Source organism: Streptococcus sp. HMSC034B05 (assembly GCF_001809055.1).
GTDB lineage: Bacteria > Bacillota > Bacilli > Lactobacillales > Streptococcaceae > Streptococcus > Streptococcus constellatus.
Genome location: NZ_KV795609.1, coordinates 39,548 through 55,842, shown reverse-complemented (window position 1 = coordinate 55,842; position 16,295 = coordinate 39,548). Strand labels below are relative to the sequence as shown.

The 16,295-nt window shown below is 38.3% G+C and carries 14 protein-coding genes and 1 tRNA gene; all 15 read right to left on the bottom strand.

The window, feature by feature from the left end; genetic code table 11:
• Positions 1 to 305: 305 nt before the first annotated feature.
• The 15 genes from HMPREF2542_RS05045 to rapZ all read right to left on the bottom strand — a co-directional run bounded on the left by HMPREF2542_RS05045 (position 306) and on the right by rapZ (position 16,217).
• The gene (locus tag HMPREF2542_RS05045) at positions 306 to 1,652 is read right to left on the bottom strand and encodes a sensor histidine kinase (protein WP_058669575.1); all 1,347 of its coding nucleotides are present in this window, start codon (positions 1,650 to 1,652) and stop codon (positions 306 to 308) included.
• Positions 1,642 to 2,316: a response regulator transcription factor gene (locus HMPREF2542_RS05040; RefSeq protein ID WP_070484456.1), complete on the bottom strand. Its 675-nt coding sequence runs from the start codon at positions 2,314 to 2,316 to the stop codon at positions 1,642 to 1,644. The genes HMPREF2542_RS05045 and HMPREF2542_RS05040 overlap by 11 nt, the downstream gene beginning before the upstream one ends.
• A gap of 263 nt (positions 2,317 to 2,579) precedes the next feature.
• The gene (locus tag HMPREF2542_RS05035; protein ID WP_058669576.1) at positions 2,580 to 3,023 is read right to left on the bottom strand and encodes a hypothetical protein; all 444 of its coding nucleotides are present in this window, start codon (positions 3,021 to 3,023) and stop codon (positions 2,580 to 2,582) included.
• A 327-nt stretch (positions 3,024 to 3,350) separates the two neighbouring features.
• Positions 3,351 to 4,109 carry an alpha/beta hydrolase gene (locus HMPREF2542_RS05030; RefSeq protein ID WP_020997813.1) on the bottom strand — a complete coding sequence of 253 codons (759 nt, stop codon included), beginning with the start codon at positions 4,107 to 4,109 and terminating at the stop codon, positions 3,351 to 3,353.
• Between the two features lie 133 nt (positions 4,110 to 4,242).
• A tRNA-Arg gene (locus HMPREF2542_RS05025) sits at positions 4,243 to 4,314 on the bottom strand.
• Between the two features lie 39 nt (positions 4,315 to 4,353).
• A complete protein-coding gene (gene rplS, locus HMPREF2542_RS05020; RefSeq protein ID WP_003024326.1) occupies positions 4,354 to 4,701 on the bottom strand; it encodes a 50S ribosomal protein L19 in 348 nt (115 codons plus the stop codon).
• 149 nt (positions 4,702 to 4,850) lie between these two features.
• Positions 4,851 to 5,810: an ROK family glucokinase gene (locus HMPREF2542_RS05015; protein ID WP_037596938.1), complete on the bottom strand. Its 960-nt coding sequence runs from the start codon at positions 5,808 to 5,810 to the stop codon at positions 4,851 to 4,853.
• Positions 5,811 to 5,905: 95 nt separating this feature from the next.
• Positions 5,906 to 9,085, bottom strand: a complete 3,180-nt coding sequence (carB, locus tag HMPREF2542_RS05010) for a carbamoyl-phosphate synthase large subunit (RefSeq protein WP_058669577.1) — start codon at positions 9,083 to 9,085, stop codon at positions 5,906 to 5,908.
• A gap of 179 nt (positions 9,086 to 9,264) precedes the next feature.
• Positions 9,265 to 10,353 (bottom strand): carbamoyl phosphate synthase small subunit, encoded by a 1,089-nt coding sequence (locus HMPREF2542_RS05005; protein WP_058669578.1) that lies wholly within the window; start codon positions 10,351 to 10,353, stop codon positions 9,265 to 9,267.
• Positions 10,354 to 10,395: 42 nt separating this feature from the next.
• Positions 10,396 to 11,316: an aspartate carbamoyltransferase catalytic subunit gene (locus HMPREF2542_RS05000; RefSeq protein ID WP_058669579.1), complete on the bottom strand. Its 921-nt coding sequence runs from the start codon at positions 11,314 to 11,316 to the stop codon at positions 10,396 to 10,398.
• 61 nt (positions 11,317 to 11,377) lie between these two features.
• Entirely contained in the window at positions 11,378 to 12,646 is a 1,269-nt protein-coding gene (locus tag HMPREF2542_RS04995) for a uracil-xanthine permease family protein (RefSeq protein ID WP_070484454.1), read from the bottom strand.
• A gap of 4 nt (positions 12,647 to 12,650) precedes the next feature.
• Entirely contained in the window at positions 12,651 to 13,172 is a 522-nt protein-coding gene (gene pyrR, locus HMPREF2542_RS04990; protein WP_003068905.1) for a bifunctional pyr operon transcriptional regulator/uracil phosphoribosyltransferase PyrR, read from the bottom strand.
• A gap of 272 nt (positions 13,173 to 13,444) precedes the next feature.
• Complete coding sequence (gene whiA / locus HMPREF2542_RS04985; RefSeq protein WP_037596929.1) at positions 13,445 to 14,356, bottom strand: DNA-binding protein WhiA; 912 nt, start codon at positions 14,354 to 14,356, stop codon at positions 13,445 to 13,447.
• Positions 14,353 to 15,330: a YvcK family protein gene (locus HMPREF2542_RS04980; RefSeq protein ID WP_003035601.1), complete on the bottom strand. Its 978-nt coding sequence runs from the start codon at positions 15,328 to 15,330 to the stop codon at positions 14,353 to 14,355. Before HMPREF2542_RS04980 ends, whiA begins: the two co-directional genes overlap by 4 nt.
• The gene (gene rapZ, locus HMPREF2542_RS04975) at positions 15,327 to 16,217 is read right to left on the bottom strand and encodes an RNase adapter RapZ (protein ID WP_058669581.1); all 891 of its coding nucleotides are present in this window, start codon (positions 16,215 to 16,217) and stop codon (positions 15,327 to 15,329) included. Before rapZ ends, HMPREF2542_RS04980 begins: the two co-directional genes overlap by 4 nt.
• Positions 16,218 to 16,295: the final 78 nt, after the last annotated feature.

Sequence of the window (16,295 nt, the reverse complement as noted above, 5' to 3'; positions counted from 1 at the left end):
CGTCCGCCCAGTCGACAGAATAAACCGAAACTTAGTCAGCTCGTCCGCCCAGCTGACAGAATAAATTAAAACTCAGGCAACTCGTCTGCCGGGCTGACGGAATAAACTGAAATTTACTTGCTTCGTCCGCCAGGCATATGAAAGCAAGAAAGAACGATGTTGACATTCTCATTCAACTATGCTTTTAAACAAGAAAAAAACACGACCAAATCAAGATTAGCTAACAACTCGTCTTGACCTGGTCGTGTTTTATTATCATCTTTCGGAATAACTTTCTTTACAGGCACACTGAAAGTATCCTAAATCTATTTTTTCTTTTTATTATCCGTTCGAATCGCAATCTTCACCTCAAAAATAGTTCCTTTAGGCTTATTGTCTTTCACTGCAATGGTTCCTTTAAGAGCTTCTGTGATTTGCTTTGCAAGCGACAACCCTAAACCAAAACCACCTGTCTGCCGAGTCCGTGCTTTATCAACACGATAAAAACGATCAAAAATCTTTTTCTTATCTGCCGTACTAATCCCCGGACCATTATCCGAAACCTTCAAAAACAAATTTCGATCATTTGCAGAGATTGTCAATTCAATCACACCATCTTCATCTGTATATTTTAGGGCATTATCAAACAAGATAGTCATCAATTGCTTCAGCAAGGTCTTATCCGTTTTTATCACACGGTGAATCCTATTGTCAAACCGGAAAATTTTCCCATTCTCTGCGGCAACCATTTCATAGTTGGTGAAAGTTGTATTAAAGAAATTGGGTTCAATATCACCAATCTCTGGTTTAATCCCATCATCACGCCGTGCTAGATTGAGTAAGTTTGTCGTCAACATTTTCATATTCCGCACTTCATCCAAACTAGAAGCAATGCTTTCACTGGCTTCCATAATAGTAGCTTCTGGCTTTCTAAACAAAGTCTCCAAACGATTTTGCAACACAGCTAGAGGTGTACGCAACTCATGACTAGCGTTTTCGACAAAACTTTTTTGCTTTTGAATGCTTTCTAAAAGAGGTTTAACACTGACCCGTGCAAGATAAACACTAGCAATCAAGGAAATTCCCCAGAAACTAATCATCACCACCACAATCAACTGTTCATGATTTTGACTAGTTTGTTCCAATTGACTGATATTGATAAAAACCGCTGCGTATTTGACATTGGTCTCCAAATTAGGCAGTTTTACCTCAAATAAAATCATTCGATAGGTTTCTTCTCGACCATAATTGCTTTTTACTTGAATCTGACGAATGTGGTCTAATTGCTTGCTATTAAAGGAAAGCTTATTGAACCCTAAGAAATTATTGCTTGTAATAATCGGCTTATAATTCTTATCAAATAAAATAACTTCTGTATTGGCACTAACATTTGGTTTATCTGTCAATTCTTTGTCAGCTGTTCCACTTTTAGGCTCTCCATTTTCTGACTTTTGATCTAGCCCTACTTTTCGAGCAAGTGCTAAATTAATCACAGAAGCCGAATCTTGACTCAAGCTTTTTAAATTGTTATCTACCGTTGTATAAAGGCTTGAGCGCATAACTTGAATGATAATCAAGGTCATAGCTGAGAAAATTAGAGTAAAAATACCAAAATTGCGAATGAAATAAGAAAAATCATCCGCATACCATGCTTTTTTTAGTTTATTCAGCATCTTTTAAAATATATCCGACGCTGCGAAGTGTTTGAAGATTATTCGCAAAGGTCGTCCCTTTCAATTTTTTCCGAATTTTTGAGACATAAACTTCTACAACTGAAATGGTTGTATCACTATCAAACCCCCATAAGCGATCGAAAATCTGCGTCTTCGGTAGAATAACATTTTGATTCTGCAAGAAATATACTAATAAATCAAATTCTTTTCCGAGTAACTCTACTTCATTTCCATCTACAAGTGTAGTGTTCGTTGACAAATTAATGGTTACATCGCCATAAGAAAGAGTATTTTCATTAAACTTGCCCGATCGTTTCAAAAGAGCTTGAATCCGCATTTTTAACTCTTCCAAATAAAATGGTTTGGTCAAATAATCGTCGGCTCCCAGCTCAAAGCCATGTCCTTTATCATTCAAACTCTCTTTAGCTGTCATAATCAATACCGGTGTTGTAACACCTTTTTCACGTAATCCCTTCAATACTTGAAAACCGTCTTTTTCCGGTAACATCAAATCAAGTAAGATAAGATCGTACACACCACTTTCAGCTTCGTACAAGCCTTCCTCACCATCAAAAACTTGCATGACATCTGCAAAATCATCCAAAAAATCAGATACTGAGTTAGATAAACCAAGGTCATCTTCTACTAATAGAATCTTAATCATACGCTTTTCCTTCTAAAAATATGAGTTTAGGACAAATATCCCTCAATCAAAAATTCGTTATGTACTAAACGGCGCAATAGCCGAGCATTTAAGCAGCATCCTGATTCTTTCAGAATAGAATAAGAACTAAAAATTTTAAAATTCCACTTCTTCCCATTCTCTTAATTATGAACCAAGCACTATTTTCACATTTTCGTGTTAAAACTCAATCTACTGACTTTCTGCTATTCTGATTCTATTATAGCATGACTTTCTCTAAAATATTAAGAATTTGTTGTATTTGAGTCATTATTTTCTGTCGTACTACTATTCTTGTCTGATTTAGTCGAACCGTCAGCATTTGATGGAGCTTTTTTCTTTGAGTTATTATTATTTCCTGATCCATTTTTACTATTACTATTATCATTTTGGTCACCGTTTTGTTGGGAAGGTCTTCCATTGGGATCACCTTGGTTATTTCCACTTTGTCCACCCGGAGGTATTCCCGGGCCACCTTGGTTTCCTTGTTGGTTCTTTTGCGCCTGAGTTGTCGTACTTGTCTGTACTTTAGTTTGCTGATTAAGCGCATTTGTCGCCAATGAGCCAATACCTAGCCCACTAAGAAGACCGATAGCAAGTGATCCGCTTGCTACAACAGTCATCCACCATTTTGTACTTTTTTCCACTATGATCATCTTCTCTTTTCTATTTGTATTCTCTTGTTTCATTTTTGTCAAATTCCTTCTTTCTATTTTTAAGCATTCAGAGACTGTGTTACAAAGAACATTGCAATGATTCAATCCTTCTTTATGATAAAGCGCATCAAATCAATATACTTAACTTTAAATTTCTATCTCATCACACTCTTTCTTTTGAATGTACCTATCATATCCATTTTTTCTTAAAAGTGACTGAATTTTTTCTTAAATAAACCTAAAACTAAAGAAAGAAAATAGTGAAACAATACAGAAATAATAGAAATAAAAAAACTAAATCCGATAAATACGAATTAGTTTAGAAACGATTTTATTGAACCCCGGTTAGAAAAGTGAAAACTATGTCTCTTTTTTGTCAAAAAGCCGGTTAGTATCTATTTTATCTCTAAGTAATGCTGCTATTTCTTTTGGTTTTTCTGTATATAAGGAATGACCACAGCCAGACACTTCTAGAATGTCTATAAAATCCGGAATATTTTTCAAAGCATTCTGTTTCCAGATGGGCGTACTTTGATTTACTCTTGGAATAAACAATATCACATTTCTATTCTGTAAAAGAGATAGTTTCCCTGTAGTTTGTCGTCTAATAGTTAACAAACGAGTGAGCAGTATTTCAGAGAAGTTCAAATGCCAATACCTTTGTACCTCATCAAAGACAAAACTTTTTTTAACTGCTCTCTCTATATTTTCTGACCACACAGTGGCATTTTGCTTTTCTGCTATAATAGCTCCTTCTAAATTTCTATAAGTATTCGTTTGAAGATAATTCAAAGCATCTTCTATTTCTACATTTAAAGGGCAAATCTTGTCCATATCAATATATCCACCATCTAGTAAGACGAGATGCATAATATTATCATAAACACTTGTTAGATAAACTGCTAAATCTGCTCCCAAAGAGTGGGCAATTAACAGAATATCATCTTCCATATCAACTTGTGCTACAAACCAGTCTTTCAAAGCCTGTAATGAAGTTAATCGTTCTTTCAACTTAGAATCATACATATCCAGATAAACAACTGGAAAATGCAAAGAGTCGAAAAAGTCTTGAGGATAGAAACGATTGCATCCTAAACCACCAATAAAATAAGCTTTCATATTTTCCTCCTTTATCTCACTGCTATAGAAACAAAACTTACTTTAGCTTTTATTTGTTTCTCTTTCAAAATATACAAATTTGGCCAAACATAACAAAAGCTCTTTAGTAACAAGAGCTTTCAGCATATTACGATGTCCCCTGCCGGAATCGAACCAGCAACTACTCCTTAGGAGGGAGTTGTTATATCCATTGAACTAAGGGGACTAGAGAAAAACTCTGCCGACAGACAGAGTTATTTCTACATTAACGGCGAATTTCTTTAATACGCGCAGCTTTACCTTGTAATGCACGAAGGTAATACAATTTCGCACGACGTACTTTACCGTAACGCACTACTTCAATCTTTTCAACACGTGGTGTGTGAAGTGGGAAGATACGTTCAACACCTACACCGTTAGAGATTTTACGAACAGTATAGTTTTCTGAAATACCTGCACCCTTACGAGCGATAACCACACCCTCGAAAATTTGGATACGTTCGCGGTTTCCTTCAACAACTTTCGCATGAACACGAACAGTATCACCAGGACGGAACGCAGGAATATCAGTACGAAGTTGACCTTCAGTCAAACTTTGGATTAATGGATTCATTTTTCTTCTCCTATCTTACTAATCTTACGATTCAAGACCACAGCGGATTAGTCGTTTTCTAGTGCTTCCATTACGCACTAACTAATATCATAACAAATTTTATAAAAATTGTAAATGCCTTATTTGAATTATTTTTCTTTTTGGAAGGGTTATTGAAGAACTAAAGAAGCCGCTCCAATGACACCTGCATCATTTCCAAGCGTTGCAAGTGCCAGTTTTGTCGAAGTACGCACTTGTGGGAAAGAATTTTCTTCATAAACCTTACGAACACCGTCTAATAAAAATTCTCCTGCAGCAGAGACACCACCACCAATAACAATCGTTGATGGATTTAAGATTGATCCAATGTTTGCACAGGCAATACCAAGGTAACGAGAAAAATTTCGATAAACAATGAGAGCTAATTCGTCTCCAGATTTAGCTAAGTCAAAGACTATTTTTGCATTAACATCTTCGCCATTATCAATCAGTTTTTTTAGCTCTGCATCACCAGCATATTCATCAGCATAGCGACGCGTTAAATTAACAATACCTGTTGCAGAAGCTACTGTTTCTAAACAACCTTTCTTGCCACAAGTACAAAGGATTGGTTGATCAAAATCAACTGTAATATGGCCCAATTCTCCTCCTGCTCCAGCTACACCATGCAGTAGTTTTCCTTCCGCGACAATACCACCACCTACACCTGTTCCAAGAGTCATAAACACAACATCAGGCTGATTTTCACCAGCACCTTTCCAACGTTCGCCAAGAGCAGCTACATTTGCGTCATTATCAATAAAGAAAGAAATACCAGTTGCTTTCTCAATTTTTTCTTTTACAGGTTGTAAAGTTTTCCAATTGAGATTATAAGCCCCAATAACCGTCCCTTTTTCACGATCCACAACACCAGGTGAACCCATGCCAATTCCAATGAAATCTTCTGCCCCAAGTCCCAATAGTCGCAAGCGATGATTGATAGATTCAATCATATCATCAACAATATGACTGCCTTCATCTAAAATATTTGTCTTAATAGACCATTTTTCTTGAACTTCTCCCTCTCGGGTTAGAATCGCAAACTTAACCGATGTGCCACCTAGGTCAATCCCAATGATTTTTTTAGACATACTACTCTCCTCTAATAACTATTTTCATTTTCATTATAACAGATTTTTCAGGAATTGAAAAGGTTTGCATAAAACTTAATATATCTTAACCCAGTCTAAATCGCTTCTGTCATGAAGCTACGGCTTTCTAAAACTTGAAGCATGGCATTGGCTGTATCAAGCGCAGTAAAAAGTGGGATTCCATGTTCAATGGCAGAATGACGAATAGCCTGGCCATGTTCATCTGCCGTTCGCTTTGTTCCGACCGTATTGATAATTGCCTGAACCTTGCCTTTACGAATAAAGGCTGGAATATCATTATGATCATCTGTACCAATTTTTTCAACTAATTGCGCTTGAATACCATTTTCTTTAAAGAATTTAGCGGTACCTTCCGTAGCTAAAATACTGTAACCAATATTTGAGAAGCTACGTGCTAACGCCAATGCTTCTTCTTTAGTATCATCAGCAATGGTAAAAATGACATTACCAAAAGCAGGAAGGTGGAAATAAGATGCTTCAAAAGCTTTATAAAGCGCTTTTTCAAGAGTTGAATCAGTCCCCATGACTTCGCCTGTAGATTTCATCTCAGGTCCTAAAAGACTGTCAACCTTAGCTAATTTGGTGAAGGAAAAGACTGGAGCTTTAACATGAACGGTTTGACTTTCTGGATAAAGGCCATCCTTATAGCCAAGTTCAGCCAGACTGCTTCCTAAAATCAATTTAGTAGCAATTTGTGCCATTGGTATATCTGTCACTTTAGATAAAAACGGTACTGTTCGACTGGCACGCGGATTAACCTCAATAACATAAACGGTTTCGTCTTTGATGACAAACTGAATATTCATCATCCCGATACAGTTAAGCCCGATAGCTAAGCGTTTTGTATAATCTGCAATGGTTGCCTGAACTTCTTTTGAAAGACTTTGCGGTGGATAGACAGCCATAGAATCTCCTGAGTGGACACCGGCACGCTCAATATGTTCCATAATGCCAGGAATAAGAACGTCCTTACCGTCAGAAATGGCATCTACCTCACATTCACGACCTACAATATAAGAATCAACCAAGACAGGATGATCCGGACTGGCCTTTACAGCTGTTCGCATGTAAGAGCGTAAATCGGTTTCATTTTCAACAATTTCCATAGCACGTCCTCCAAGAACGTAAGACGGGCGAACAAGCACTGGAAAACCAATTTTACGAGCCGAAGCGACCGCTTCTTCTTCATTTGTTGCTGTTTGTCCCGGCGGCTGAGGAATATTTAAATCTTTTAAAGCCTGCTCGAAAAGATCACGGTCTTCTGCACGATCAAGATCAGCTACTTGCGTACCCAGAATTGTCACACCAGCATGCGACAATGGTTCTGCCAAGTTGATAGCTGTTTGTCCGCCAAACTGAACAATGACACCTTTAGGTTGCTCCAACTCAATTACATTCATAACATCTTCAAAAGTTAGCGGTTCAAAATAAAGTTTATCAGAAACTGAAAAATCTGTTGAAACGGTCTCAGGATTGGAATTCATAATAATAGCTTCATAACCTGCGTTTTGAATGGCTTTGACAGAATGAACTGTCGCATAATCAAATTCAACTCCCTGTCCGATACGAATCGGACCTGAACCCAAAACAATGACGGATTCTTTTTCTGATTTGATGGACTCATTTTCCCATTCGTAAGTCGAGTAGAAATAAGGTGTTGCAGATTCAAATTCAGCCGCACAAGTATCAACCATCTTATAAACAGGAATTATCTTGTTGTCAAGACGAAGCTTGCGAACAGCATCTGCTGTCATCTGCCAGATATCAGCAATTTTTCGATCAGCAAAACCATTGTGCTTAGCTTCTTTGAGAATAGCAATATCACCAACCTTGGCTGCTAATTCTGTTTCAATTTCAAAGATATGCAAGAGCTTATCAAGAAAGAAAAGATCAATTTTTGTTAAATCCGACAGTTCCTCAATGGAATATCCACGACGAATGGCTTCAGAAAGATAGAAAAGACGATCATCTTGAGCTTTAACAATTTTGGCTATCAAAGCGTCGTCACTGACATCAGCAAGTTCAGCCATTTCATTATGATAAACACCAATTTCCAGTGAACGGCAAGCTTTGAGAAGACTTTCTTCAATATTACGCCCAATAGCCATGACTTCACCAGTCGCCTTCATCTGTGTTCCAAGACGACGTTCACCATGTTCAAATTTATCAAATGGAAAACGCGGAATCTTAGCCACTACATAGTCCAAAGCTGGTTCAAACATGGCATAAGTTGTCCCCGTAACTGGATTAATCATCTCATCCAGAGTTAAACCAACAGCGATTTTTGCAGCTAATTTAGCGATAGGGTAGCCAGTTGCTTTAGAAGCTAGAGCTGATGAACGTGAGACACGTGGATTAACCTCAATGACATAGTATTTAAAGCTATGCGGATCCAGAGCCAGCTGTACATTACAACCACCTTCAATCTTAAGGGCACGAATAATTTTTAAACTAGCATCACGCAGCATTTGATTTTCGATATCTGAAAGTGTCTGCGTTGGCGCAAAAACGATAGAATCCCCTGTATGAATACCAACTGGATCAAAATTTTCCATGTTACAGACAACTAGAGCATTATCTGCACTATCTCTCATAACTTCATATTCAATTTCCTTAAAGCCAGCAATAGAACGCTCAATCAGACATTGCGTTACAGGTGACAGTTTGAGACCATTTTCAGCAATTTCACGAAGTTCTTTCTCATCTGCACACATACCGCCGCCTGTGCCACCAAGCGTAAATGCCGGACGAACAATGACTGGATAGCCAATCTTAGCAGCAAATGCAACAGCTTCGTCAACGCTATTAACAATATCAGATTCTGGAATGGGCTGTTCTAAATCTTCCATCAATTGCTTGAAAAGATCGCGATCTTCAGCCTGATCAATAGCAGACAGCTTGGTTCCTAAAAGTTCAACACCCAACTCATCAAGAATCCCAGCTCTTGATAATTCCATCGCCATATTAAGACCTGTCTGTCCACCAAGAGTTGGCAATATTGCATCGGGACGTTCTTTTCTTAAAATTCGAGTTACAAATTCAATAGTGATAGGTTCAATATAGATCTTATCTGCAATTTCTTTATCTGTCATGATTGTCGCTGGGTTTGAATTGACCAGAACGACACTATAACCTTCTTCTTTTAAAGATAAACAAGCCTGTGTTCCTGCATAGTCAAACTCAGCAGCCTGTCCAATGATAATGGGACCAGATCCAATCACCATAATTTTTTTAATATCTGTACGTTTAGGCATTTATAAGATATTAAGGGCGTTAAGCGGATATAGCAAAAATAGGAAACTAGCCGACGACGCTCGCGTCTAGGATGTACTTATCTTTTTTGCAAAGTCCGCATCCCGTATTCGGTTAAGCAAATACGAGAACTTGCCCTTCTCCTTTCTCTATTTGTCAACTTTCAGTATAACATCGAGCATCACTTACCACTTTGTTTCAATTGAAAGGCAGCAATCATGTCCATAAATTCATCAAAGAGATAGCTGGCATCATGTGGCCCTGGTGCAGCATCAGGATGAAATTGCACTGAAAAAGCAGGATAGTATCTGTGACGTACGCCTTCAATTGATTTATCATTGATTTCTTCATGTGTAATGATAAGCTCCTCTGGTAAACCATCACGCGAAACAGCATAACCATGATTTTGACTGGTAAAATCAATCCGCCCTGTCGCAATCTCTCTGACAGCATGATTAAAACCACGATGACCGAATTTCATTTTATAGGTTTGAGCACCATTTGCCTTACTAAAAAGTTGATGTCCCATACAGATACCAAAAAGAGGAATTTTCCCTTGAATCCCTCGAATCATTTCTAGCACTTGTGGTAGGTCATCTGGATTACCTGGCCCATTGGATAACATGACACCGTCAGGATGGAGGTGCAGAATATCTGCTGCACTTGTATCATAAGGAACAACTGTCACATTACAATTGCGTGCTGCTAATTCACGAAGAATTGAATGTTTCAATCCAAAATCAACTAACACAATGCTAGGACCTGAACCCGGTGCTGGATACGATGTTTTCGTTGAAACTTGTTTGATATTATCAGTCGGCAAAACAGTTGCTTTCAACTGATCTTGAAGATGCACCATTTGGTCGCCAACATTAGCCAATGTTGCCTTCATCGTTCCATGTTGCCGAATGATTTTCGTTAATGCCCGCGTATCAATACCAGCAATTCCTGGAATTTTCTTGATCTTTAAAAACTCATTCAGGGTCATTTGATTGCGCCAATTACTTGCTCGGCGTGCCCACTCATAAACAACCACTCCCTTACATGTGGGAGTGATCGATTCATAGTCGTCGCGGTTAATTCCATAATTTCCAATTAACGGATAAGTAAAGGTTAAGATTTGTCCATTATAAGATTGATCTGTAATAGATTCTTGATAGCCGGTCATACCTGTATTAAACACAATTTCTCCAGTCACATCAATATCAGCCCCGAACGCCTCACCTTCAAATACCGTCCCGTCTTCCAGAATTAACAAGCGCTTTTCCATCTTTGCCCTCCGTTTGTTATTGCAGCAACGTATTAATGCTTATTATTTTTTTCGTCCATTTAGGACAGATTCGATAATTGCCATCCGAACAAATACACCATTTGTCATTTGCTCTACAATACGAGATTTTGGAGCTTCCACTAAGTGATCTGCAATTTCTACATCACGATTTACCGGAGCCGGATGCATAAGAATAGCAGTATCTTTCATCCGATCATAGCGCTCTTGAGTCAACCCATGCAGTCTGTGGTAATTTTCTTTAGAGAAAATTGAGTTGTCATCGTGCCGCTCATGTTGTACTCGAAGCAGCATCATCACATCCACTTGATCAATCACTTCATCAATCGTTGCGAATTTCCCGTAATCAGCAAATTCATCGCTTCTCCACTCATCTGGACCAGCAAAGAAAAGCTCTGCTCCAAGACGTTTTAGAATTTGCATATTGGACTTAGCCACGCGCGAGTGGTCTAAGTCACCAGCAATTGCTACCTTCAAACCATCAAAATGCCCAAATTCTTGGTAAATCGTCATCAAATCCAGCAAACTTTGACTTGGATGTTGACCAGAACCATCTCCACCATTGACAATTGCAGTTGTAATAGTTGGACTTTCAATCAATTCCTTGTAGTAATCCACTTCTGGATGCCGAATGACGCAAACATCTACTCCCAGGGCCGACATGGTTAATATCGTATCATACAAGGTTTCACCTTTATTGATGGAGCTCGTTTTTGAATCAAAATCAAGCAAATTACATCCCAGCTTCAATTCAGCCATTTCAAAAGCTTTGTGAGTTCGTGTAGATGGTTCAAAGAAAAGATTAGAAATAGTATGTCGTTCATCAAAATGAGCTTTCGCTCCATTTTTAAATTCAATTCCGCGTTTAATCAAACTCAATACTTCCTCATTCGTAAGAGTTTCCATTGATACAACATTTTTAAGAGCGATTTGATTAGATGACATGATGTGATTTCTCCTTTTATTAGATACGAGATATTTCTTTTAATGAAGTTAGGTGTCTAAACTAATTTTTAGGTTCCGGCAGAATAAGATAGAGCACAATTCCAAGAACTGTTGATAAAGCAACTCCCGAAATTTGCAGACCTGAAAGTTGAAGCGTTAAGCCGCCAATCCCTGCAACTAAAATTACACTGGTAATTAACAGGTTTTTCTTATTATCAAAGTCTGTTTGTTTTTCAATTAAAATTTTCAAACCACTAGAAGCGATGACTCCAAAGAGCGCAATAGAAATACCGCCTAGAACTGGAGTTGGAATAGATTGTAAGAGTGCCGATACTTTTCCGACAAAACTCATCACAATCGCAAGTACTGCTGCACCTGCAATAACATAAACGCTATAGATTTTATTTAAAGCCATCACACCAATATTTTCACCATAACTAGTCACTGGTGGTGCCCCAAAAATCCCCGCTATAACTTGTGCAAGACCATCTCCTGCAAGAGTTTTATCCAATCCCGGGTCTTTAAAGAAATCTTTTTCAGTCAAACTATTCAGTACCATGACATGACCAAAATGCTCTGTCATAGTCACAAATGCAATTGGCGCCATTGTTAAAATTGCACTTGGGTAGAATTTCACACTATAGTCTAAGAAGGGAAGATGCATAGGTGGGACATGAAACCATGAAGCTTGAGACACTTTTGTAAAGGAAATGATGTCTTCTCCTGTTACCGCTCCAAGAACGAGCGCAAAGACATATCCTACAATCAAGCCCAACAGCACTGGAATAATTCCTACAATCTTTTTACCATAAATATTGAAAAGAATGATTGCAAAGAGAGTAACAATCCCAATAATGAAATAAGTTAAATTGTATTTACCATCTTTTAACATGACATCGTTTACCGCTGTGCTGGCCAGACTTAATCCAATAACCATAATGATTGGTCCTACAACAACTGGCGGCAAAATTTTATCAATCCAAGCGTTTCCAGCAAATTTTACAGTGAGAGCGACAATGAAATAAACCAGACCACCAGTAATAGCTCCTTGAGCGACAGCAGCGATACCGTCTGTTTTCATCAACATTTGCATGGCTGCAATATAAGCAAAGCTAGAACCCATATAAGCTGGTACTTTGTATTTAGTAACTGTTAAATGTGCTAATGTTCCAAGACCACTTGAAAACAAGGCAACTGCTGGGTCAATTCCAACCAGAATTGGAACCAAAACCGTCGCTCCAAACATCGCAAACAAATGCTGAAATGACAATCCTACAAGTAGACCTGGCTTTGGCATATCATGAACATCGTATTTTACATTTTGACTCATTTTCTTATAACCCCTCCGCAATCAAGACACGGTCTTGACCATCCTGTTCTATCATTTCCACAATAATTTCTTCTGTTCGACTAGTTGGAATGTTTTTGCCCACATAATCTGCTCGAATCGGCAATTCACGGTGTCCGCGGTCTACTAAAACAGCCAAGCTAACACGTGACGGACGTCCCAAACTAACTAAATTATCAATAGCGGCACGAATGGTGCGTCCTGTATAGAGCACATCATCCACCAAGATAACTTCATGATCTGTAATATCAACCGGAACGTGTGTCGTATCTTCTTCCACTTTAAAGTCATCACGGAATGGTTTAGTATCCAACTCACCGATAGGTACATTGATCTTTTCAAGCTGTGCCAACCGCTCCTGAATCCGTTGTGCAATGTAAACACCCCTGGTTTTAATACCAATCAAGACAATCTTGTCTAGCTCTTTGTTACGTTCGATGATTTCATAAGTAATACGTGTAATAGCACGTTTCATTGTTAAACCATCTACAACTTCTTTCGTTTTCATAGAAAGCCTCCTTAAAAATAGAAAAAGTCTCCTTCACAAGGAGACTTCAGAAAATCTAGGCAAGCACAGAGAAACTACCAACAGCCTCACCGTGCGACACCATCTTATACTTTGACTCCTTGTCTGCCTCACGGGACAGATTTAAAGGATTATTTAATTTTTATAACTATATCACATTTTTTGAAAATATTCAAGAGAAAACTGTAAAGTTTTCACGGAAATCCCTAAATTGATTCTGCATATAACACAAAAACCGTACTTCTTTGTATTTCCTACAATTCATTTGCGATTTTATTGATTTTTCTCAAACGATGATTGACACCACTTTTTGTCAAAGGCTTACTAAGACTATCTGCCAATTGCTGAATAGAATAATCAGGATGATTAACGCGCAGATAAGCAACTTCCTGTAAATCAACAGGCAAACTTTCTAAACCAACTGTATCAATAATCTTGCCAATATTGTGAATGGTCTTCATACTAGCCGTCACTGTTCGAGCGATATTAGCCGTTTCTGCATTGTTTGTCCGATTCAGGTCATTTCTAGCTTCTCGCAAAAGTTTGACCGACTCAAATTCAGTCATTGCTTTCATAGCACCAGTCACAATCAAAAAGTCCATAATATCTTCAGCTCGTTGCAGATAGGTCACCGCTCCTTTTTTACGCTCAATTATTTTTGCATCCAACAAAAATTTTCGCATTAAGGTTGCTAACCCTTCGGCATGATCAGAATAAACCGACAAGATTTCCAACTGATATTTTCCTGACTCTGGATCGCGCATACTACCACTTGACAGAAAAGCCCCACGCAAATAAGCTCGGCTAGCTTCGTCATCTGATAAAATAGCTTGATCAATACCTGCTTCAATTCCAAAAAAAGAGTCTGCCAAGTGTAAATCAGCTAAAATTTGTTCCACACTTTCATTTAAAAAAACAGTGTAAACACGATTTTTCCGAAGATTTGTTTTTTGATGATGGCGAATATCAGACTTAACGTGATAAAAAGCTGCCAATAATTCATAAATATGGCGAGCAATTTTTGCATTCTCTGTTGTAACGGATAATGTCAAACCCTGACTAGCAATTCCTAAGCTCCCTGACATTTTAATAATTGCAGATAATTCTGTTTTGTCTTTCCTGCCTAGACCGAGCAATTCTTCTTTCACTTTAATAGTAAAACTCATTTACGCACCTGTATGATCTTCATCAGTTCATCTACCACAGACTTACCGTCATGAAAAGCTCCGCCATTTTCCAAGCGAAGAAAATTAGACGAAATGACACGAGGAACTTGTTTTTTCAGGCCTTGAAAATCATGTTCAACTTGCACTAAATATTCATCAAATTTATTAGAATTCATATATTCTTGAGGAACTTGCTCAATGTTCACTAAAACCGTGTCAATAAATGCTTTCCCAAGATGACGATGTAAAACAGCTACGTGGTCACTATCTGTGAAATGCTCGGTTTCACCACGCTGCGTCATAATATTACAAACATAAGCAATCTCTGCTTGGGTTTCCAAGAGCGCTTGCCCAATTTCTTCTATCACCATATTGGGTAAGATAGAGGTAAACAATGATCCCGGTCCTAAAACGACCATATCACTTTCTAAAATTGTCTGCACCACTTTGCGACTAGCAGTTGGTTTTTGGTCATTATAGGTGTTGGTGACATAAACTCGTTCAATCATACCTTGGTGCTCTGCCAAATGACTTTCTCCAGCCACCTCACTTCCATCCGTAAATACTGCATGAAGCGTCAAAGGTGTATCACAAGACGGATAAATCTTGCCAGTTGTGTGGAAAAACTTGGTCAACAGCTGCATAGCATTATAAGTCGAACCCTGCATTTCTGAAATTCCGGCAATAATCAAGTTTCCAAGAGGATGTCCAGCTAAAGCACCGTCTTCTTCTGCAAAGCGATATTGAAAGACTTTTTCATAAAAACGAGGCATATCCGACAAAGCCACCAAAACATTTCGTAAATCACCTGGTGGTGTTAATTGCTGAATGTTTTTCCGTAATTCACCTGAACTTCCTCCGTCATCAGCGACTGTTACAATGGCAGCAATATCTACATCTTTCTTACGCAAACTGTCTAAAATCACAGAAATTCCTGTACCACCACCGATAACAGCAATTTTAGGTTTTCTCATGAACGGTTTACCGTTTCCTTTCTACGGTCTTTATCTCGATGAGACGAATGAACAGTCCAATCATTAGCCAAATCATCGGCTAAACGTTGGGCAAAAGCGACACTTCTGTGTTGACCACCTGTACAACCGACAGCAATTGTCAAAACAGACTTTCCTTCTTTTTTGTAACCCGGCAAAATAGGCTTGATAAGTGCCACTAAATGTTGATAAAATTCTTCTGACTCCGTAGGATTCATGACATAATCATAAACTGCTTTATCAAGCCCTGTTTGATTGCGGAGTTCTGGTTGGTAATAAGGATTTGGTAAAAAACGCACATCAAAAACAAGATCCGCGTCTAACGGGATACCGTATTTAAAGCCGAAACTTACCACTTCAACGCGAAATGATTGGAGTTTTGTTGAGTCCGAGAAATGCTCAGAAATTGTTTTACGCAATGCACGTGGTGTTAAGTCAGTCGTATCTACCACATTTTGGCTCATGTTTTTTAATGGTGCAAGTAATTCCCGCTCTAATTTTATCCCGTCTAAAATACGCCCATCTGCCGCTAAAGGATGGCTACGTCGTGTTTCCTTGTAACGAGCGACCAATTCTGTGTCTGCTGCATCTAGAAATAAAATTTTAAAATCAAGTCCATCGTTATTTTCAATTTCATCTAAAACTTGTTGAATTTCTGAAAAGAAAGAACGACTGCGCATATCCACAACCATGGCAATTTTGTCATTGTCTTGCGTTGTTTCAACCAACTGCAAAAATTTAGGAACCAGCGTAGGAGGCATATTATCAATCGTAAAATAGCCCAAATCTTCAAAAGACTGGATGGCTACAGTCTTTCCTGCCCCACTCATTCCTGTCACAATTACTAAATGAATTTTTTTATCTGACATATCTCCTCCTTGATACAACAATCAATTTCAATATCCTAAAGTATCGTTAATTCTTTTTTATTATAACATACCAGACGT